The organism is Lysinibacillus sp. DFXJR4 (assembly GCF_057196045.1).
The window spans coordinates 270,290-292,206 of the sequence record NZ_JBXUNW010000001.1; the positions used below are offsets into that span (position 1 = coordinate 270,290).

Sequence of the window (21,917 nt, forward strand, 5' to 3'; positions counted from 1 at the left end):
AAATTTCACACCTTCACCTATGTTAGACTTTTACCTTTCCTTCCATCAAATAGCAACAGGGATTTATAATAAATTTTTTGTTTCCATCATGAAACATGTATTTTTAATTTGTGCAAAAGCTTTGCAAACCGTATAATAAAAATTAAGTGGTTGCTGTTCGGGATATCTTTTAGGAGGAAATAAATTGACAAAAAAGAAAAATGAATTAATTCGTATCATTCCACTGGGTGGTGTGGGCGAAATTGGTAAAGCAATGTACGTAGTAGAAATTGATGAGGAGCTATTTGTAGTAGATAGCGGCTTAATGTTCCCGGAAGACGAAATGCTGGGCATTGATATTGTAATTCCAGATATTACGTATTTAGAAGAAAATAAAGAACGTGTGAAAGGCATTTTCTTAACGCATGGCCATGAAGATGCGATTGGCTCGATTGCCTATGTATTACAAAAAGTAAAAGCACCTGTGTATGGATCGAAGCTAACAATTGCACTTGCCAAGGAACATTTAAAGGAATTACCTGCACCACATCAGGTGAAATTCTTTGAGGTTACCAATCGCAGTCGCATGAATTTTAACTCAACGTATGTAACATTCTTCCATACAACACATAGTATTCCCGATTCGTTAGGGGTAGTGTTCCATACATCTGAAGGAGCGATTGTTCATACAGGTGAGTTTAAATTCGATCAATCCGCAACAGGTAAATTTAAGCCTGATTTAGCTAAGATGGCACACTTAGGAGAAGAAGGCGTTTTTATTTTGCTATCTGAGTCATGTGAAGCGGAGCGACCAGGTTATACGACATCTGAGATTGTAATTGAGGAACAATTATCAAAAACATTCCACTCAGCACCAGGTCGTATTTTAGTGGCTGTGTATGCATCGAATTTTATTCGCATTCAGCAAGTGTTCACGCAAGCTCAAAAATCATTCCGTAAAGTTGTCATCGTTGGAAAACCATTAGAAAAGGCAGTGGATTTAGGTGTACAGCTAGGTTATTTAACAGTTGAAGAAGAAACAATTATTCCTATTTCAGAAATGCATAAATATCAAGATGATGAGATTATTATAATTGCCACTGGTAATCGAGGAGAGCCGCTCGATGCACTTGAAAAAATTGTACGTAAGCATCATCGAGACATTAAAATTAAGCAGGATGATACAGTCTTAATTACTTTTACACCTTCACCTGGCATGGAAGTACAGATGGCTAATACCATGAACTCTATTTCAAAAGCAGGTGCTGAAATTTTGACATCTAGTAAAAATGTTCATGTATCAGGTCACGGAAGCCAAGAAGATTTAAAGCTAATGCTTAACTTGATGCAACCGAAATACTTTATTCCTGTACAAGGGGAGTACCGTATGCTGATTGCGCATTCTAAACTTGCTCAACAGCTGGGTATGCAAAAATCCCAAATTTTTATCGCTGATAAAGGGGATATCGTTGAGTACAAGAACGGTAAAATGCGTATGAGCGGTCGTGTACAAGCTGGTAATGTTTTAATCGATGGTATTGGTGTTGGCGACGTAGGTAACATTGTTCTGCGTGATCGTAAATTATTATCACAAGATGGTATTTTCATTGTAGTTGTCACATTAAACCGTGCTCAAAAGAAAATTGCATCTGGACCAGAAATTTTATCACGCGGTTTCGTTTATGTTCGGGAATCAGAGGAGCTAATGGTGGAGGCTTCTGATATTGCGAAGAATGTTATAGAAAAATATGTTGGTAAAGATACATTTGAATGGACAAACATTAAACAAGAAATTCGAGATACACTGAACACATATTTATTCCAGAAAACAAAGCGCCGCCCAATGATTATCCCAATCATTATGGAATATTAAAAAACTCATCGTTCAAGCTTTGAGTGAGAAATGAATGAAAAAGGATTTTCTAGCCGAGTGTACACGGTGGAAAATCCTTTTTTTTGAAATAATTAAGTTCTACATGCTAGGATTCATTTCATATATAGAATGGATTGTAAAAGAGGGTGAAATAGATGGCGACTAGTAAAAGAAGAAAAGTCACTAAAGGAAAAGGAACAACCGAAAAAAAAGAGATGCATCCACTGATGTTTGAAATTTTAGGGCTCATCTTAATTGCAATTGCCGTTATTATCATTTTTGAATATGGCATGATTGGACGTTTTCTAACAACGATAGCAATGTTTCTTTTAGGAAATTTGTATTTTGCTGTGCCATTTATGCTTATATTTGTTGCATTATTGCTAATGATTGGTCGGAAAAAAGTAAGTTTGAAGGACCGTCTAATTTTAGGAATGTTCCTAATTGTTATGAGTTTAACAATTTTTAGTCATGGAATACTTTTTGAACAATTATCAAAATCAGGTGGTTTATTATCAGAATCTGTATTGCGAGAATCCTGGCGTATTTTAATTAATACAGAGGGTGTTGTTCAGCGAAGTAATGCACTTGGCGGAGGAATGATTGGTGCCCTTCTATTTAGTATGCTACATGTTTTGTTTGAGGCTTCAGGGGCTAAGGTTGTTGCATGGGTGATTTTCTTTATAGGGTTAATTTTAGTTACGGGAAAAGCACTTGTGCCGTATTTAGCTGAAAAAACGCCTGCTCTTTTTGGTAAATGGCAAAAAAAACAAAAAGAGAAGAAAAAGAATGAACCAAAGAAACCTAAAAATCGCCGATCAACAAGAGACACAATGGAAGAAATCGCTGCTGTTGATCATACTAGTGAAATACAAGAAGAAGAGGAAATTACCCATGAACCTATTATCTCAGCCTTTACTCAAAATGTTTCTCAGGAACGAGAAGTGTTTGAGAGTAATGACATTGAGGGTATTGAACATGGAGAGATCGTAGATGATGTCCATATACAAGGTGCTGATGCAGTGGAAAATGCAGATTATCAACTTCCCTCTTATAATTTATTACAATTGCCACCGCAACATGACCAAAGTGGTGAATATTCAGTAATCCAGGCGAATGCAAAAAAACTAGAACAAACGCTGCAAAGCTTTGGTGTAAAGGCAAAAGTTACCCAAGTTCATTTAGGACCAGCAGTAACTAAATACGAGATATTGCCAGACATTGGCGTAAAAGTAAGTAAAATTGTAAACCTTCAAGATGATCTTGCATTAGCGCTTGCTGCAAAGGATATACGGATGGAAGCACCTATTCCTGGAAAATCCGCAATTGGTATTGAAGTACCGAACAGTGAGGTAGCCATTGTCACATTACGAGAAGTATTAGAGTCAAAGGATGGAGCGAAGCCAGAAGCTTTATTGCAAGTTGCATTTGGTCGTGACATTACAGGACAAGCTGTACTTGCCGAGCTTAATAAAATGCCACATTTACTTGTTGCCGGCTCAACTGGTAGTGGTAAGAGTGTGTGTATAAATGGCATTGTTGTATCCATACTAATGCGTACAAAACCACATGAGGTCAAATTGATGATGATTGATCCAAAGATGGTGGAATTGAATGTTTATAATGGGATTCCTCACCTTTTAGCACCGGTTGTTACGGATGCACGAAAAGCATCTCAAGCATTAAAAAAAGTCGTTGCAGAAATGGAACGTCGCTATGATTTGTTTTCACATACGGGTACACGTAATATCGAAGGCTATAATAATCATGTCCAAAAGGTTAATGAACAAACTGATGAAAAACACCCAAAATTACCTTATATTGTTGTGATTGTGGATGAGTTAGCGGATTTAATGATGGTTGCCTCAAGTGATGTCGAGGATTCGATTACTCGTCTAGCGCAAATGGCACGTGCTGCTGGAATCCATTTAATTATTGCTACTCAACGTCCAAGTGTAGATGTACTGACAGGTGTCATAAAAGCAAATATTCCTTCCCGTATTGCCTTTGCAGTATCTTCCGCAATTGATTCCAGAACGATATTAGATATGGGTGGCGCTGAGCGATTATTAGGTCGAGGGGATATGCTATTTTTACCTGCTGGTGCCTCAAAGCCAAAACGTGTTCAAGGTGCCTTTTTATCAGATCAGGAAGTAGAGTCAGTTGTAAACTTTGTTATAGAACAGCAAAAAGCGCAGTATCAGGAAGAAATGATTCCTACAGAAGAGGACACGGTTCTTGAGGAAACAGATGAATTATTTGATGAGGCTGTGCAATTGGTTGTAAGTATGCAGACGGCTTCTGTTTCCATGCTACAACGCCGCTTCCGAATTGGCTATTCGAGAGCAGCTCGCATTGTCGATCAGATGGAACAACGAGGAATCGTCGGCCCTTCGGAGGGAAGTAAACCCCGACAAGTACTTGTTCATCAATACGATTAATCAACATATATTGCGAATATTGTTGTATATTTAGCAAGTTGTTTAGAATGTACAAATACAATTCAAAATTGGGGTAGTAATTACGCTAAGGTGTAATTGATTTCAGTCTGCAAAAATGTTATATTTATGAACGATTAGTAGGAATGTTGTACATCAGATGTCTGATCTCTGATATTGGTGGTGATATATGTGACTATTAAAGCAGATCATCGTCATCTCTATCTTCAAGTAATTGATCGTTTAAAGTCTGACATTGAAACAGGCGTTTTCAAGGAAAATGAAAAATTGCCTTCAGAATTTGAATTATCTAAATCACTAGGAGTCAGTCGAGCAACACTTCGTGAGGCGCTTCGACTGTTGGAAGAGGAAAATGTAATTGTGCGTCGACATGGGGTAGGTACGTTTGTCAACCCTAAGCCGTTGTTTACATCAGGCATCGAGCATTTATCGAGCATTTCTTCCATGATTGAGACAGCTGGTATGGAGCCCGGTTCCCGCTTTTTAAAGGCGGCCGAAAACATACCTTCTGAGGAAGATTTAAAACGCTTCCAATGCGATGACGAAGATAAAATACTCACGATTGAACGTGTCAGAACAGCAGATGGGGAGCCTGTAGTTTATTGTATAGACAGATTACCGGCTAGCTTTCTGCCAACTGATTTTGTAGAAAAAAAAGAGGTTTCACTCTTCTCTGCACTTGAACAATCTGGGAAAATTCATGTGGCCTATGCTGTAACATATATAGATCCAGTAGGGTATCATGAGCAAGCGTCACCGATTTTAAATTGTGGCCGTGAAACAGCTCTTTTAGTATTAAAGCAATTGCATTACGATGATCATGATCAAGTAGTGCTCTATTCAAAAAATTATTTCCGAGCTGATAAATTCAGCTTCCATGTAGTTCGTAAACGGGTGTAGAACATTTCTAAATATTTTTTCCTGCTAATTACATTACCTTTGGGGGGTTAACACAATGAAAAAACGTAAATTTGGCTTAGTATTATCTTCAGTTTTAGCGGCGAGTGCTATTCTTGGTGCATGTGGCGCGAAGGAAGAAAAACCAGCAAAAGAAAATGAAAATGCATCATCAGGCGAAAATAACAACGAAGAAGCATTCTCAGTAGCAATGGTTACGGACGTAGGTGGCGTGGATGATAAATCATTCAACCAATCTGCATGGGAAGGTGTTAAAGCCTACGGTAAAGAACATGGCCTTTCTAGAGGTGAAGGTGGTTTTGAATACCTACAATCAAAAACAGATGCTGACTATGAAACAAACTTAAACAACTTAATTCGCCGTAATTTTGACTTAGTTTTCGGTATTGGCTTTATGATGGCAGATGCTGTGGAAGCGGTTGCGGCAGATAACCCAGATAATCACTTCGCATTAATTGATGCTGAGGTAGAAGCGGACAATGTAGTAAATGTTCTGTTTAAAGAGCAGGAAGGTGCTTTCCTAGCAGGTGTTGCTGCTGCGAAAATGACTAAAACAGGTAAAATTGGCTTTGTAGGCGGCGTTGACATCCCAGTTATTAACCGTTTCGAAGCTGGATTCATAGCAGGTGCAAAGGCTGTAAATCCTGATATTGAAATCCAAGATAAATATACTGGTGCATTTGATAAAGCGGATCTTGGTAAAATTACAGCGAACAGCATGTACTCTTCAGGTGTAGATATTATTTTCCATGCTGCAGGCGCAACTGGTAACGGTGTTTTCTCTGAAGCAAAAGAGCGTAAAGCGAAAGATCCTAATGCAAATGTATGGGTAATCGGTGTAGATGCTGACCAATACGACGAAGGTAAAGTAGACGATAAAACAAATGTAACGTTAACTTCTATGTTAAAAGGTGTTAATACAGCAGTAGTAGATATTTCTAATAAAGCGAAAAACGGTAAATTCCCAGGTGGTCAAACACTTACTTACGGTTTAGCTGAAGATGGTGTAAAACTTGCGGATTCTCGTGGCGCAATTCCAGAGGATGTACAAGCAGTAATTGACGAATATAAAGAAAAAATTGCTAGCGGTGAAATCGTCGTTCCAGAAAAAGTGGAAAAATAATTCATCTCTTGATCATCATAAGGGACTTTTAGCAGACCCTTATGATGATTTTTCAATCTATCGTTATATTTCGACTATTTATACTATTTGATTATTTTAAGATAGAGCTAGTATTTCAATAATATTATCGCGAGTTTATGAGAATTGATGGAACAAATTAATAGAAGAAAGGTTTCTAACGATGACCTTTCCTGTATTAATTTATCTTCATTCAGCAGAAAACTCCTACCTCTTCAGGTGGTGAGATGAATGCGGTTTTGGTCCCTTTTCAATGGATGTCCAAACAACCTACTGAATGAAGATAAAGCCTTCAGCGGATGTCACGGATTTTCAAGGAATGAATTGTGCTGGCACAATTCAAAATCTGGACGCATTGTTTATCTGTAACGAAAGCAAAGCGGCAGCGGCAGCTACAATTACGCCAAGGCGAATTTGATCTTCATTCAGAAAAATACTGACCTCTATTGACAGGACAAAATATGAGCGAATTTTTTGTTAATTTGTCAAACCTATTGCCCACTGAGCGAAGATAGAAATATTGGTTAACATTACAATGACAGTAATATATAGCTAGTATTATAGTTAATACAAGTCTTCATATCATTTCAAAAACTGGACGTATTGCTTATCTGTATCTAAAGTCTAAGCGGCAGATACGAATACGCCATAGCGAAATTTATTTACAAAAGTGCCTATTAAGGGAGTGACTAAATTGGAACATGTGATTGAGATGCTAGGGATCCGTAAAGAATTCGGCGATTTCGTGGCGAATAATAACATCACCCTCCAACTGAAAAAAGGCGAAATCCATGCATTGCTAGGCGAAAACGGTGCAGGTAAGTCGACTTTAATGAACGTCCTTTTTGGTTTGTATCAACCAGAGGGAGGCGAAATTCGAGTTCGTGGGAAGGCTGTTAAAATTACAAACCCGAATGTTGCCAATGATTTAGGTATTGGTATGGTGCATCAGCACTTTATGTTAGTGGAAAACTTTACAGTAACAGAGAACATTATTTTAGGTACTGAACCAACTAAAATGGGAATTGTTAACATTAAGGATGCAGCTAAAAGTGTACAGGCTCTTTCAGAAAAATATGGCCTAGATGTTGATCCCTATGCGAAAATTGAGGATATAACGGTTGGGATGCAACAGCGGGTTGAAATCTTAAAAACTTTATATCGAGGAGCAGAAATTTTAATCTTTGATGAACCTACTGCATCTCTAACGCCTCAAGAAATTACTGAATTAATACAGATTATGCGTCGTTTAATTGCAGAGGGAAAATCTATTATTTTAATTACCCATAAGCTAAAAGAGATTATGGAAGTTTCTGATCGTGTAACGATTATCCGCAAGGGTGAAGGCATCGGAACTGTTGTTACAAAAGAAACAAACCCAGAACAACTAGCAGAGATGATGGTTGGTCGTCATGTAGAATTTAAAACAGTGAAAACAGAGGCTACTCCTACAAAAGAAGTACTTTCAGTTGAAAATGTGGTCGTTACGGACTACCGTAATATTGATAAAGTAAAAGGGCTTAACTTAAAGGTTCGTAAGGGTGAAATCGTTGGTATTGCAGGTATTGATGGCAATGGACAGTCCGAATTAATCGAAGCCATTACTGGTCTGCGTAAAATCAAAAGTGGTTCTGTGAAATTAAATGGTAAAGATATAACGAATATGAAGCCTCGAAAAATTACAGAGGCGGGTGTTGGGCATATCCCTCAAGACCGTCATAAGCATGGTTTAGTGTTAGATTTCCCAATTGGGCATAATATTGCCTTACAAACCTATTACCAGCCTCCAATTGCAAAGGGCTTTGTTATGGATTACAAAAAGGTATCTGAAAAAGCGCAACAGGTTATTAAAGAGTATGATGTGCGTACAGGTAATGGTGAAATGACGCCAGCTCGTGCACTTTCAGGTGGTAATCAGCAAAAAGCGATTATTGGTCGTGAAATTGATCGTGATCCAGATTTATTAATCGCGGCATTACCAACGCGTGGGCTAGATGTAGGAGCAATCGAATTTATTCACTCTCGCCTAATAGAACAACGTGATAAAGGAAAAGCAGTTCTGTTAATTTCATTTGAATTAGATGAAGTTATGAATGTTTCAGACCGTATTGCTGTTATTTATGAAGGACAGATTGTAGATGAATTAAATCCAAAAGAAACTACAGAACAAGAGCTTGGCTTATTAATGGCAGGTCAAAGTAAAAAGAATCATACGAAGGAGGGGAACGACTAATGTCAAATCGTGTCATTAATATACTCGTTCCTGTCATCTCTATTATTATCGGTTTAATTGTTGGAGCTATCGTAATGGTAGTCAGCGGCTATGACCCAATACAAGGTTATATTGCTCTTTGGACAGGTATTTTTGGGGATTCATATTCAATCGGGAACACAATCCGTCAAATAACACCGTATCTTTTGGCAGGTCTTGCTGTAGCATTTGCCTTCCGCACAGGTTTATTCAATATTGGTGTTGAAGGTCAGTTAATTTTAGGTTGGCTTGCTGCCGCATGGGTAGGATATGCATTTGAATTACCTAAAATCATTCACTTACCATTAGCATTGCTTGCTGCAGCAGTTGCAGGTGCATTTTGGGCCTTTATTGCAGGTTTCTTAAAAGCGAAATTTAAAGTTCACGAAGTAATTGCGACAATTATGTTAAACTACACTGCACTTTATATTGCGAACGCGGTGATTAAAAGATTGTCGGACGGGAGCTTTAAAACAGAACGTATTCATGAATCAGCTTCATTACGTTCTCCGTTTTTAAGAGAGCTTACAGACAATTCAAGTCTACACTATGGGATCATTGTTGCCCTTTTAATGGTAGTTGTGATGTGGTTTATTTTAGAAAAAACAACACGTGGGTACGAGCTAAAAGCAGTTGGATTCAATAAAAATGCTGCTGAATATGCGGGTATGAGTGTCAATAAAAATATTATATTAGCAATGACGATTTCAGGTATGTTTGCTGGTCTTGGTGGTGCGATGGAGGCACTGGGTACTTTCCAAAATGCTTCTATTAAACCAGGCTTTACTGGTATAGGTTTCGATGGTATTGCTGTTGCCTTGCTTGGGGCGAATACGCCACTAGGGGTTGTATTTGGAGCCTCATTATTCGGTTCACTTAAATATGGTGCGTTAAATATGCCGAACGCTGCAGGTATCCCTGAGGAAATTGTCTCTATTATTATCGCGTTAATTATTTTCTTTGTAGCTTCAGGCTACATTATTCGAGTTGGATTACAAAAGTTGAGTAAGAAAAAGGAGGGGCAATAACATGACCTTATTAGAAATGTTATATTTTATCATCCCTTCTGCGATTCTTTATGCAACACCATTAATCTTTACGGCCATCGGTGGTGTTTTCTCTGAACGCTCTGGTGTTGTTAACATCGGGCTAGAAGGTTTAATGATAGTCGGGGCCTTTGTTGGTATTTTTGTCAATTTAGAATTTGCTTCAACATTCGGTGCAGCAACTATTTGGGTGGCAATGCTTGCAGCTATCGTTGTAGGAGGTATCTTCTCACTTTTCCATGCTGTTGCCTCAATCTCCTTCCGTGCGGATCAAACGGTATCAGGGGTAGCCATCAACTTACTAGGTTTGGCTGCAACAGTGTTTTTAGTAAAAATGATTTATGATAAAGGTCAAACAGATATGATTGACCAACCTATACGTCGTTTCGGAATCCCTTATTTAGAGGATATTCCATTTGTGGGTCCTTTGTTATTCAAAGAAGTTTATAGTACTTCCATATTAGCTTTTGCTGTAGCAATTGGCGCATGGTTTATCATCTATAAAACGCCATTTGGTTTACGTCTTCGCGCAGTCGGTGAGCACCCAATGGCAGCAGATACAATGGGGATAAATGTTAATAAAATGCGCTATATTGCAGTTGTGATCTCGGGAGCCCTTGGTGGTCTAGGTGGAGCTGTCTATGCGCAAACAATTACACACGATTTTTCACATGCAACAATTGCTGGGCAAGGTTTCATGGCGATTGCAGCAATGATTTTCGGGAAGTGGCATCCAATTGGCGCACTTGGCGCAGCATTATTCTTTGGATTAGCGCAAACGTTAAGTATTGCAGGGAACCAAATGCCATATATCCAAGAGATTCCGGCAGTATACCTACAAATTTTACCTTATGTCCTAACAATCCTTGCATTAGCAGGCTTTATTGGTAAAGCAAGTGCACCAAAAGCTAGTGGACAGCCTTATATTAAAGGTAAACGTTAAATAAGTAGGTAGCCAAATGTCTTAACATTAAAGACTGAGCGAAAATGCTCAGTCTTTTTCCTTGTACATATCTTAGATGTTTAGGAAAATAGAGATGTTGCATCATCATGCGAATGTAATTTTACACTTTTTAAATACATACTTTGGATTCTTTTTGCAATTATAGACAATAGCCATGTATAGTATGTGTAGTACATTGTTATATTAAGAAGGATAGGAGGGTTCCATATGTTTAAAACAATACCTTTTGCAAAAGGTGTCAACTTGCATATCCGACAAACAACCCAATTTAAAACCGTAAATTTTTCAATTAAATGGAGAAGAGCATTAACGGCTCAAAATGCATCTGAACGTACTGTATTAACAAATGTTTTGCAACATAGTAACGGCAAATATACAACGACTGCTGCATTCCGAAGCTTTTTGGATGATTTATATGGTACTGTGTTGTATTTTGACACTTCCAAACGTGGTAATGAGCATACAGTACTAATGAATATAGAGACTGTAAATGATCAATATTTAGCCAATACAAGTGTTTTAAATGAAGTGCTAGGTATTATACACACAGCAATATTTGAACCTAATTTAGAAAACGGTGTATTTAAAGATTCCATTGTAGAACGAGAAAAGAAAATGGTCATTCAGCGTATTGAATCCATCTTCGACGATAAATCCCGTTTTGCTCAGGTTCGCCTTCAGCAAATTTTACGTCCAAATGAACCGGCCTCCATTTCTGCTAACGGCACTGTCGAGGACATTCAAAAAATTTCACCTACTTCATTACTGGAAGCATACCAATCCATGCTTGCCAATGATAAAATTGACATTTATGTTGCAGGGGATATAAATGAAGACGAAATTGTGGCGAAGCTGAAAAAAGCGCTACCATTTACGGATCGTACGCCAGAAGAAATTCCTGTTGTACTACCACAGCAACATCCGCAAAATGATTATGTTCGTGAACAACAAGAAATGAAGCAAGGAAAAATGCATATTGGCTTTAGTACACCTGTAAGATTTGGTGATGCAGATTTTGCAAAAATGCAAATCTTTAACGGCATCTTTGGCGGTTATCCACATGCTAAATTATTCATGAATGTCCGTGAAAAGGAAAGTCTCGCTTATTATGCATCTAGTTCTTATGCATCCCATTATGGCTTAGTGTTTGTTGTATCTGGAATTGAACCAAAGAATGAAGAAAAAGCCTTATCACTCATTAAAGAACAACTTGCTGTTATGCAAGCAGGCGAAATTACAGATTTGGAATTAGAGCAAACAAAAGCTATGTTGACGAACCAATTAAAGGAATCATTGGATTCTGCCCGAGGACAAATAGAAATTTTTGACCAATACAAAGATTTACCCGAGGAGTTCTCTGTTGAAACCTGGGCAAATAAGTGGAAAGCTGTGACGAAGGAAGATGTTGTTGAAGTGGCAAAGCAAGTACAGCTAGAAGCGGTCTATTTCTTATGTGGGAAGGAGCAAGCCGCACAATGAAAACAATTGAATTCAAGCAATTAGATGAAACTCTTTACTATGAAAAACTTGAAAACGGTCTAGATGTTTATATTTTACCGAAAAAAGGATTTTCTAAAACATTTGTTACTTTCACCACGAAATATGGCTCTGTTGATCGTACATTTGTGCCGATTGGTGAAACAGAAAGCATTACAGTACCTGATGGCATTGCCCACTTTTTAGAGCATAAAATGTTTGAAAAAGAAGATGGAGATGTCTTCCAAAAATTTAGCGAATTTGGTGCCTCTGCCAATGCTTTTACGTCATTTACACGGACTGCTTATTTATTTTCATCTACAGACAATATTTATAAAAGCACAGAAACGTTACTAAATTTTGTGCAAGAGCCTTATTTTACTGAAGCAACAGTCAATAAGGAAAAGGGTATAATTGGACAGGAAATTACCATGTATGATGATCAGCCAGATTGGCGTCTGTACTTTGGTACGATTGAAAATATGTATCATACACACCCAGTAAAAATTGATATTGCTGGTACGATAGAGTCAATTGATGGTATTACAGCTGATCATTTATATACGTGTTACAACACTTTCTATCACCCAGCTAACATGCTTTTATTTGTTATTGGGGCTGTAGATCCGAATGAGATGATAGCATTTATTCGCGAAAATCAAACTAACAAAGAATTTCCTGAGCCAACACCTATTCAACGCTTTTTTGATCAAGAGCCAGTTGAAGTGGCGATAAAAGAACGTACATTGAATATGGATGTACAGAAGCCGAAAATGTATATAGGTTTAAAAGCAAAAGATACAAATCTTTCTGGACGTGATATGTTAAAGCATGAGCTATCTGTCCAAATTGCGCTAGAGCTTATTTTTGGCCGTACCTCAAGCTTTTATGAACGTGTTTATGATGAAGGTTTAATTGATGAGACCTATGCCTTTGATTTTACATTAGAAAAAGGCTTTGGCTTTGCTATGATCGGCTCTGATACAACAGAACCAGCTACATTGGAGAAAGCAATTAAGGAAGAATTAGCCAAGTATGATGGGAAGGGACAATTTGAGCCTACAGATTTAGAACGAGTAAAACGTAAGAAAATTGGATTCTTCTTACGTGCATTGAATTCCATTGAATTTATCGCTAACCAATTTACACGCTATTCGTTTAATGACATGAATTTATTCGATGTAGTGCCTGTATTAGAGGAACTGACGATAGAAGATTTAAAAAAAGCATTTACTTCGATTCAAGGTGAATCTCAACAAACTGTTTTCAAAATCTTACCGACAGAGAAGGGCACACAGTGAAAAAATTTGCCCTTGTACTAGGAGCATCAGGGGAGATTGGCCGTGCTATATGTCAAAGTCTAGCTGCAGACGGTTGGTCTATCTATGTCCATTATTCGAATAACGAGAAGGCTGCACAGGATTTATATGCTTCCCTATCAAAAAATTTTCCTGCACAGGAATTTATGCTTGTGCAAGGAGATTTTTCAAAAGAAACGGGTGCTGAGTCAGTTGCTTCACAAGTTTTTAATGTGCAGGCAATTGTTTTTTCAAGTGGGCAGGCACATTATTCTCTCCTTGAAGATACGACAGTTGAAGATATGGATGCTTTATGGCGTGTCCATGTGCAAAATCCTATGCGTTTGACAGCATTACTTTCATCCAAGCTTCGAGCTCATGATGTCAGCTATGTGTTTTTTATCGGCTCAATTTGGGGTGAGGCAGGCTCAGCTGGTGAAGCACTTTATGCTACGGTAAAGGGTGCTCAACACGCTTTTGTGAAATCCTATGCCAAGGAAGCTGCATTGTCACGAATTCGAGTGAATGCAATTGCTCCAGGATTTATTAACACTTCAATGAATAGTCATTTAAGTAAAGAGGAGCTCAATTACATTTTAGAAGACATTCCGTTAGGTACTATTGGCGAAACCACAGATGTGGCTGAGATGGTGCGTTTCTATCTTTCCGGAAAAGCAGATTATGTCACAGGACAAATAATTCGTTTAAATGGTGGCTGGTACATATAATATTCTTTTTTGCACATACTACATGTGTAAAGGAGGAGGAACATATGACCATTTTAGAAAACTGGCAAAAATGGACATCGTTTTTAGGACAAAATGTTATGCAGGCAGAATCAACTGGTATGCCAAAGAAAATGATTCAGCAAGCAGCTGTACAAATTGGCGAATATTTGGCGACAAATGTCGACCCTAAAAACGAACAAGAGCGAGTGCTGTCGGATTTATGGGGCGTTGCCTCTGAAGATGAAAAAGAAGCGCTGGCGAATTGTGTCATTAAACTTGTGCAAAATAAGCATGTACAGTAAAAAAGAGGAGAGCTTTCTCCTCTTTTTTCTATATCAAAAACATTCTTTCTATCGAAAAGGGAACGTATGTAAGCCTATTTGGATGGCTTTTAAAAAAAATAGGAAGTTTTTAAAAATAACGAGGTATTTCCATGTATTCTAACTTTCCATTACATAAAAAATCAGCTATGATGGAACTTATAAAGGATTTTTTACGTTAACTAATAGGAAGGGAACGAGTGTGTTTGAGCGATTGGTACTTTGAATATGAAATTCAGGTGAATCGCCCTGGATTATTAGGAGATATTGCTTCACTTTTAGGGATGCTTCGTGTCAATATTATTTCAATTAATGGTGTCGATGAGGATCGACGTGGTATGTTAGTGCATACAGACAATGATGAGGCAATTGAGCGTTTTCGTACAATTGTTTCGACAATGGAACATATTAACGTAACCAAATTTCGACAACCCAAACTCCGTGATCGTTTAGCCATTAGGCACGGTCATTATATTCCTCGAGATGCAGATGAAAAAAATACTTTCCGTTTCGTGCGAGATGAACTCGGTATCTTGGTTGACTTTATGGCTGAACTTTTTAAAAAAGAGGGGCATAAGCTCATAGGAATACGTGGTATGCCTCGTGTTGGAAAAACTGAATCGATTGTTGCGGCAAGCGTATGTGCTAATAAAAAGTGGATTTTTTTGTCGTCAACTATGATTAAGCAAACTGTCCGGAATAAACTCGCTGGTGATGAATTTAGTGACAATAATATTTTTATATTAGATGGCATTGTGACACGTCGATCTTCGGATGAACGACATTTACAACTAGTGCGTGAAATGATGAATATGCCTTCCATTAAGGTGGTAGAGCATCCAGACATGTTTGTTCAGCACTCAGAATATAAGATAGAGGATTTTGATTATATCATTGAACTACGTCATCACCCAGATGAAGAAATCACTTATGAAATAATGGAAAAAAATCATATGATGTCCGAATCCGATTCTTTTGGAGGATTTAATTTTTAATTTGATATTAAAGTAGGTGTTATGAGTGGCAGAATTAGGGACTCGACTAAAAGAGGCGAGGCTGTCTAAAGGCTACAGCTTAGACGATTTACAAGAAATAACAAAAATTCAAAAGCGTTATTTAGTAGGAATTGAAGAGGGTAATTATTCGATTATGCCTGGTTCGTTTTATGTACGAGCCTTCATTAAACAATATGCAGATGCTGTTGGTTTAAACGCAGAAGAACTTTTAGAAACCTATAAAAGTGAGCTGCCAAGTACGCCGAACGATCAGGTCAGCCAATCTATTACGAATAGCCCAAGTAGAAGAAAAGTTTCAAAGGGCCCTTCCAATAAAATGATGGAGGCAATGCCGAAAATAATTGTTGGTTTATTTATCATTGTCATCATTGTAGTAATCTGGGTTTTAGTGCAATCTAAAAATAGCCCAGGAACAGGCGGTGAGAACGATACGCCTTCAGAAATAGAATATGATTCAAAAGTAAAACCAATTGATAGTGAAAAAGAAAAAGCAGACGCTGAGAAAAAAGCTGAAAAGGACAAAAAAGATTCAGCAGATTCTAAGGATTCAACAAAAGAAGAAACACCTGATGAAGACCAAACTGAAGAGGTAAAGCAATCGATTTCAGCGGGTACTATAGAATCGGATAGAGCTACAACTTCTTATACGTTAACAGGTACAGACACACTTAAAATACGTATTGAAGTGTCAGGTCCTACATTCGTCGGTATTCGTAATCAACAGCAGCAAGAATTATTAGCAGATACTCGCGTCTATAATGCAGGAGAAGTAGTAGAATTCGATGCAACTTCTGAAAATTATGTTCGCATTCGCTTAGGTAATTCACAACAGGCTAAGATATATATTAATGACGAGCTGTTAACGTATGCACAACAAATCGTAACGCAAAACATCGTCATCAATTTCAATAAAGAACAGTAGTCATCTAATGATGACTACTTTCTTTCATCATGAAAGGTGTTAGAAAAATGAACATTCCAAATAAAATTACCATCTCTCGAATCTTACTTATTCCTTTTTTTGTCATTGTAATGATGTTTGATTTTGGCTGGGGAACAATGTCACTATTCGGTGCAAAGATGCCTGTTCATCACTTTGTAGGTGCTCTTATCTTTATCTTTGCATCAACAACTGATTGGGTGGATGGTTATTATGCACGTAAGTATAATCTTGTGACAACATTTGGGAAATTTTTAGACCCGCTAGCTGATAAATTGCTTGTTTCAGCAGCTTTTATTTTAATGGTGGAGCTTGGTATGGCGCCTGCTTGGATTATTATTGTCATCATCAGCCGTGAATTTGCTGTAACAGGTTTACGTTTAATATTGGCTGGTGGTGGAGAAGTCGTAGCGGCAAATCAGCTTGGCAAGATTAAAACATGGGCACAAATTGTTGCAATCGCTGCAGCACTTTTACACAACACAATCTTTACGCTAATTGGTATTCCGTTCGATACAATAATGCTATATATTGCATTGTTCTTCACATTGTGGTCTGGATGGGATTATTTCTATCTAAATCGACGTGTTTTACTTGAGTCTAAATAAGAAAGGTCTTGTGAATCATGAATGCTGAAATTCTTGCAGTTGGCTCAGAATTATTGCTAGGACAAATTACAAATACAAATGCGAAATTTATTTCTAATCAGCTGTCAGAGTTAGGGATAAATGTGTATTATCATACGGTTGTTGGGGATAATGCCAAACGTTTAGATGAAGCTATAACAATTGCCGAGTCACGTGCAGATTTAATCATATTTTCTGGTGGGCTTGGTCCTACAAAGGATGATTTAACGAAGGAAACAATTGCTCGTCATCTTGGTATTTCGCTTGAATTTGATGAAGTCGCCCTAACGTATATTGAGCAGTTTTTTGCTAAACGAGGTCGTCCAATGACTGAAAATAATCGTAAACAGGCATTAGTATTAGCTGATTGTGAAGTACTAGCAAATCATCATGGAATGGCACCTGGCATGATCCTAACAAAAGGTGGACGTACGTATATCTTGCTACCTGGACCACCGAAAGAGCTTGAGCCAATGTTTCAATTTGAGGCAAAGCCAAAGCTTGGTGCATTGTTAAATGCTGGAGGCGTTATTGTCTCTCACGTTATGCGCTTTTATGGTATCGGGGAGGCAGAGCTGGAGGTTCGTGTTCAAGCTATTTTAGATACACAAACAAATCCTACTGTTGCACCACTTGCCTCAGATGGTGAAGTGACATTGCGTGTAACTGCTAAAGCAGAAACAGTACAGGAGGCACAGCAGCTTATTGCGACAAAGGTAGCTGAGATTCAAGCACTTGTTGGCGAATATCAATACGGTGTAGATGACGATTCTCTTGCCTCTAAAACAGTAGAAATGTTACTTGATAATCAGTTAACTATTTCTGCTGCGGAAAGTTTAACTGCAGGGTTATTTCAGTCAGAGCTGGCGGAAATTCCAGGAGTAGGGAATGCGCTTACTGGAGGCGTTGTTACGTATACAGAAGAGGCAAAAATAAGTCAGCTTGGCATTCCTAAACAATTACTAGATTCATATGGCATTGTCAGCAGTGAATGCGCTGCGGCTATGGCTAGTGCCGTAAAGCAAAAATTTGGTACGAATATTGGTATTGGATTAACTGGGGCAGCAGGACCAACAGCACACGATCACCAACCAGTTGGAACAGTTTGGATTGGTATCGCCATTGACGATGAAGAACCAATCACGTATTTACTTCATTTATCGGGCATGCGGAATACTAATCGACTTCGTGCAGTAAAGTTTACATGTCATTATCTAATGCAGCTTTTGGAAGAAAGAGGATATACTAAACGCTATTAATAGAGAAAAAGTAGGAATTTGGGTAGAGGAAAATTACCCAAATTTTTATTTTGAAGAAAAATCGAATAAACGTTCGCTTTTTTCTTGCGTGTTCTCTCAAAAACAAGTATAGTAGAGATAGAGAAAAACAGTGAACAGTTTTCGAAGGAGGAAAATAAATGAGTGATCGTAAAGCAGCCTTAGAACAGGCGTTAAAACAAATTGAAAAGAACTTTGGTAAAGGTTCAATTATGAAACTTGGCGAAAAAACAGATTTAGAAATTGCTACATCATCAAGTGGTTCGCTAGCACTTGATGCTGCGCTAGGTGTTGGTGGTTATCCACGTGGGCGAATTATTGAAGTTTATGGTCCAGAATCATCAGGTAAAACAACGGTTGCTCTCCATGCAATTGCAGAGGTGCAAGCAAATGGAGGACAAGCAGCATTTATCGATGCTGAGCATGCATTAGATCCAATTTATGCACAAAAATTAGGTGTTAATATTGATGAACTACTTTTATCGCAGCCGGACACAGGTGAGCAAGCCCTTGAAATTGCCGAAGCATTAGTTCGTAGTGGTGCAATTGATATTATCGTTATTGACTCAGTGGCAGCATTAGTACCTAAAGCTGAAATTGAAGGGGATATGGGTGATTCCCATGTCGGTTTACAGGCACGTTTAATGTCTCAGGCATTACGTAAACTTTCTGGTGCTATTAATAAATCGAAAACGATTGCTATTTTCATTAACCAAATACGTGAAAAAATTGGTGTAATGTTCGGGAATCCAGAAACAACACCAGGTGGACGTGCTCTAAAGTTCTATAGCTCTGTTCGTTTAGAGGTTCGCCGCGCAGAAGCTATTAAACAAGGCAATGATATTATGGGGAATCGCACAAAAGTGAAGATTGTGAAAAATAAAGTTGCACCGCCTTTCCGTACAGCTGAAGTAGATATTATGTATGGAGAAGGGATTTCAAAAGAGGGCGAAACAGTTGATTTAGGTGTGGAGCTAGACATCGTTCAAAAAAGCGGCTCTTGGTATGCTTATGGCGATGAACGTTTGGGGCAAGGACGCGAAAACGCAAAACAATATTTAAAAGAAAACCCTGCCGTTATGGAGGAAATTGCTAATAAGATTCGTTCCTCTTATGGTATCGCTGCATCTTCATACACAATCGCTGCTCATAATGAGGAAGAAGAAATGGATGAAGAATTAATGCTTCTTCTTGAAGATGAATAATAAAAATGCATTGTTCCCACTCTAATTTGAGCAGGAACAATGCATTTTTTTGTCTATATTCCATATAAAGGTGGGTATACTCATGTAGATACCATCATGATTCTAATGAGAGTGTAAAATAAAAAATTATATCCATAGTACTATTTATTCCTAATTATGTAAAATTGAATAAATGTAATTCTAGTGTAAAAGTATTAGGAAGTTTATCTTTATTCAGCGAAATACTACCACCACTATGAATTACTTTTTTCTGGAGAGGGGCGAACAGGTGCCCGACTATCCTTGACAGAGTTTGAGGCTAGCTATACAATTAAATATGTATAATTTCTGAATTATGACTTTAAATAGGCAGTACATTTTATCTTCATTCAGTAGAAAATCCCACCTCTAAAGATGGTGAGATGAATACGAATATAGTTCCTTTTCAGTGAGTGTTTAAACACCTATTGAATGAAGCTAAAGCCTTTGGCGGATGTCACAGATTTTGAAAGAAATGAATAAAAGGATGTTTACCTAAAAACTTCCATCCTGAAGGCATAAGTAAATTCAAAATCTGGACGCAATTAACCTAAGGCGAAATTGATGTATGCGCCGACTGAAACTGTATTACCCAAATAGCAAGAGGAGGTGTTCATATGGATGGAATTACTATCATCTCCGCTTTGCTTGGAATCATCGTTGGTGCCGCTGTTAGCTATATCTACATGAAAAAAGTGAATGACTCAAAAATCACTGGTGCTAAACATGTTGCTGAAACAATCGTTGAAGAAGGAAAACGAGAAGCGGAGGCATTAAAAAAGGAAGCACTACTTGAAGCCAAAGATGAAACTCACAAATTTCGTACTGAAGCTGAGAATGACATTCGTGAACGTCGTTTAGAACTTCAAAAACAAGAGAACCGTTTATTGCAAAGAGAAGAGAATCTTGATCGCAAAGATGATGCTCTAAATAAGAGAGAAGCTGGCTTAGAGCGTAAAGAACAAGCTCTTGCCGAAAGACAACAGCATATTGAACAGATGGAAAGCAAAGTGGACGAGCTCGTTGCCTCGCAAAAAGCAGAGCTAGAGCGAATTTCTGCTTTAACTAGAGATGAAGCAAAGACTATTATCTTAGGGGAAGTAGAAAAAGAGCTAGCAACTGATATTGCTGTGATGACGAAGGAATCAGAAACACGTGCGAAAGAAGAATCAGATAAAAAAGCACGTGAAATTTTATCATTAGCATTACAACGTTTTGCTGCGGACCACGTTGCAGAAACAACGGTGTCTGTCGTGAACTTGCCAAATGATGAAATGAAGGGTCGAATTATTGGTCGTGAAGGACGAAATATCCGCACATTGGAAACGCTAACAGGTATAGATTTAATTATTGATGATACTCCAGAAGCGGTTATTTTATCTGGCTTTGACCCAATTCGTCGTGAAACGGCTCGACTTGCACTTGAAAAGCTTGTACAGGATGGCCGTATTCACCCAGCTCGAATTGAGGAAATGGTGGAAAAAGCTCGTCGTGAAGTGGATGAACAAATCCGTGAAACAGGTGAGCAAACAACATTTGAAATTGGCATTCATAACTTACATCCTGATTTAATGAAAATTTTAGGCCGTATGAAATATCGTACAAGCTATGGGCAAAACGTCCTGAAACATTCAATTGAAGTCGCATATTTGGCAGGCTTATTAGCTGCTGAACTTGGTGAAGATGTAGCATTAGCTCGTCGCGCAGGCTTATTACATGATATTGGTAAAGCAATTGACCATGAAGTTGAAGGTAGCCATGTCGAAATCGGTGTGGAATTAGCAACAAAATATAAAGAACATCCAGTAGTCATTAATAGTATTGCTTCTCACCATGGTGATACAGAAGCAACATCTGTCATTGCAGTATTAGTGGCTGCAGCTGATGCATTATCGGCTGCTCGTCCAGGTGCTCGCAGTGAGACACTCGAAAACTATATCCGCAGACTTGAAAAATTAGAAGAAATTTCAGAGAGCTATGAAGGTGTAGAAAAATCCTATGCAATTCAGGCTGGTCGTGAAATTCGAATTATTGTCCAACCTGAAAAAATTGATGACCTAGCTTCACATCGCTTAGCACGAGATATCCGTAAGCGAATTGAAGAAGAGCTCGATTATCCAGGTCATATCAAAGTTACTGTCATTCGTGAAACACGTGCTGTGGAGTACGCGAAATAATATTGAATGTTAGAGGTTTCTCAAGATGAAAATCTAGGGGAACCTCTTTTTTACTGTCAATGAATATGTAATCTATGACAGCTTTGTAGACAAGTAGCGTCACTTTAAAAGAAGAGTTTGTACTGCTTTAATCAAAAGGATATTGAAGCACCTGAAATATGCTTCTTTATCTATTCAAAGAAAAGCGCTACAATCACTCTATTTC

The 21,917-nt window shown here is 38.1% G+C and carries 18 protein-coding genes; all 18 read left to right on the top strand.

Going from position 1 to position 21,917, the window contains the following annotated elements; genetic code table 11:
* Positions 1-184 precede the first annotated feature (184 nt).
* The 18 genes from AC2CGN_RS01295 to rny all read left to right on the top strand — a co-directional run bounded on the left by AC2CGN_RS01295 (position 185) and on the right by rny (position 21,712).
* Complete coding sequence (locus tag AC2CGN_RS01295) at positions 185-1,852, top strand: ribonuclease J (RefSeq protein WP_286925873.1); 1,668 nt, start codon at positions 185-187, stop codon at positions 1,850-1,852.
* Between the two features lie 155 nt (positions 1,853-2,007).
* On the top strand, positions 2,008-4,293 hold the full coding sequence (locus AC2CGN_RS01300) for an FtsK/SpoIIIE family DNA translocase (protein ID WP_484511653.1): 2,286 nt from the start codon (positions 2,008-2,010) through the stop codon (positions 4,291-4,293).
* Between the two features lie 189 nt (positions 4,294-4,482).
* Positions 4,483-5,211 carry a GntR family transcriptional regulator gene (locus tag AC2CGN_RS01305; RefSeq protein ID WP_286925875.1) on the top strand — a complete coding sequence of 243 codons (729 nt, stop codon included), beginning with the start codon at positions 4,483-4,485 and terminating at the stop codon, positions 5,209-5,211.
* Positions 5,212-5,266: 55 nt separating this feature from the next.
* On the top strand, positions 5,267-6,352 hold the full coding sequence (locus AC2CGN_RS01310) for a BMP family lipoprotein (protein ID WP_484511656.1): 1,086 nt from the start codon (positions 5,267-5,269) through the stop codon (positions 6,350-6,352).
* A 295-nt stretch (positions 6,353-6,647) separates the two neighbouring features.
* Entirely contained in the window at positions 6,648-6,788 is a 141-nt protein-coding gene (locus AC2CGN_RS01315; protein WP_286925877.1) for a hypothetical protein, read from the top strand.
* Between the two features lie 276 nt (positions 6,789-7,064).
* Entirely contained in the window at positions 7,065-8,603 is a 1,539-nt protein-coding gene (locus AC2CGN_RS01320) for an ABC transporter ATP-binding protein (RefSeq protein ID WP_484511658.1), read from the top strand.
* On the top strand, positions 8,603-9,649 hold the full coding sequence (locus AC2CGN_RS01325; RefSeq protein WP_283871216.1) for an ABC transporter permease: 1,047 nt from the start codon (positions 8,603-8,605) through the stop codon (positions 9,647-9,649). The genes AC2CGN_RS01320 and AC2CGN_RS01325 overlap by 1 nt, the downstream gene beginning before the upstream one ends.
* Before the next feature lies 1 nt (position 9,650).
* Positions 9,651-10,610: an ABC transporter permease gene (locus AC2CGN_RS01330; RefSeq protein WP_286925880.1), complete on the top strand. Its 960-nt coding sequence runs from the start codon at positions 9,651-9,653 to the stop codon at positions 10,608-10,610.
* 228 nt (positions 10,611-10,838) lie between these two features.
* Positions 10,839-12,110, top strand: a complete 1,272-nt coding sequence (gene yfmF, locus AC2CGN_RS01335) for an EF-P 5-aminopentanol modification-associated protein YfmF (RefSeq protein ID WP_429984555.1) — start codon at positions 10,839-10,841, stop codon at positions 12,108-12,110.
* Positions 12,107-13,408 (top strand): EF-P 5-aminopentanol modification-associated protein YfmH, encoded by a 1,302-nt coding sequence (gene yfmH, locus AC2CGN_RS01340; RefSeq protein ID WP_286925882.1) that lies wholly within the window; start codon positions 12,107-12,109, stop codon positions 13,406-13,408. The genes yfmF and yfmH overlap by 4 nt, the downstream gene beginning before the upstream one ends.
* Entirely contained in the window at positions 13,405-14,133 is a 729-nt protein-coding gene (gene ymfI / locus AC2CGN_RS01345; RefSeq protein WP_429980640.1) for an elongation factor P 5-aminopentanone reductase, read from the top strand. Before yfmH ends, ymfI begins: the two co-directional genes overlap by 4 nt.
* 44 nt (positions 14,134-14,177) lie before the next feature.
* Positions 14,178-14,435, top strand: coding sequence for a DUF3243 domain-containing protein (locus AC2CGN_RS01350; RefSeq protein ID WP_054770649.1), 258 nt, complete (start codon positions 14,178-14,180; stop codon positions 14,433-14,435).
* A gap of 224 nt (positions 14,436-14,659) precedes the next feature.
* Positions 14,660-15,448: a DUF3388 domain-containing protein gene (locus tag AC2CGN_RS01355; protein WP_283871221.1), complete on the top strand. Its 789-nt coding sequence runs from the start codon at positions 14,660-14,662 to the stop codon at positions 15,446-15,448.
* Between the two features lie 25 nt (positions 15,449-15,473).
* Entirely contained in the window at positions 15,474-16,391 is a 918-nt protein-coding gene (locus tag AC2CGN_RS01360; protein WP_286925884.1) for a helix-turn-helix domain-containing protein, read from the top strand.
* A 47-nt stretch (positions 16,392-16,438) separates the two neighbouring features.
* Positions 16,439-17,017 (top strand): CDP-diacylglycerol--glycerol-3-phosphate 3-phosphatidyltransferase, encoded by a 579-nt coding sequence (gene pgsA, locus AC2CGN_RS01365; protein WP_283871223.1) that lies wholly within the window; start codon positions 16,439-16,441, stop codon positions 17,015-17,017.
* 17 nt (positions 17,018-17,034) lie between these two features.
* A complete protein-coding gene (locus AC2CGN_RS01370) occupies positions 17,035-18,294 on the top strand; it encodes a competence/damage-inducible protein A (RefSeq protein ID WP_429980643.1) in 1,260 nt (419 codons plus the stop codon).
* A 158-nt stretch (positions 18,295-18,452) separates the two neighbouring features.
* Positions 18,453-19,517 (top strand): recombinase RecA, encoded by a 1,065-nt coding sequence (gene recA / locus AC2CGN_RS01375; protein WP_286925886.1) that lies wholly within the window; start codon positions 18,453-18,455, stop codon positions 19,515-19,517.
* Positions 19,518-20,152: 635 nt separating this feature from the next.
* Positions 20,153-21,712 (top strand): ribonuclease Y, encoded by a 1,560-nt coding sequence (gene rny, locus AC2CGN_RS01380; protein ID WP_283871226.1) that lies wholly within the window; start codon positions 20,153-20,155, stop codon positions 21,710-21,712.
* Positions 21,713-21,917 lie beyond the last annotated feature (205 nt).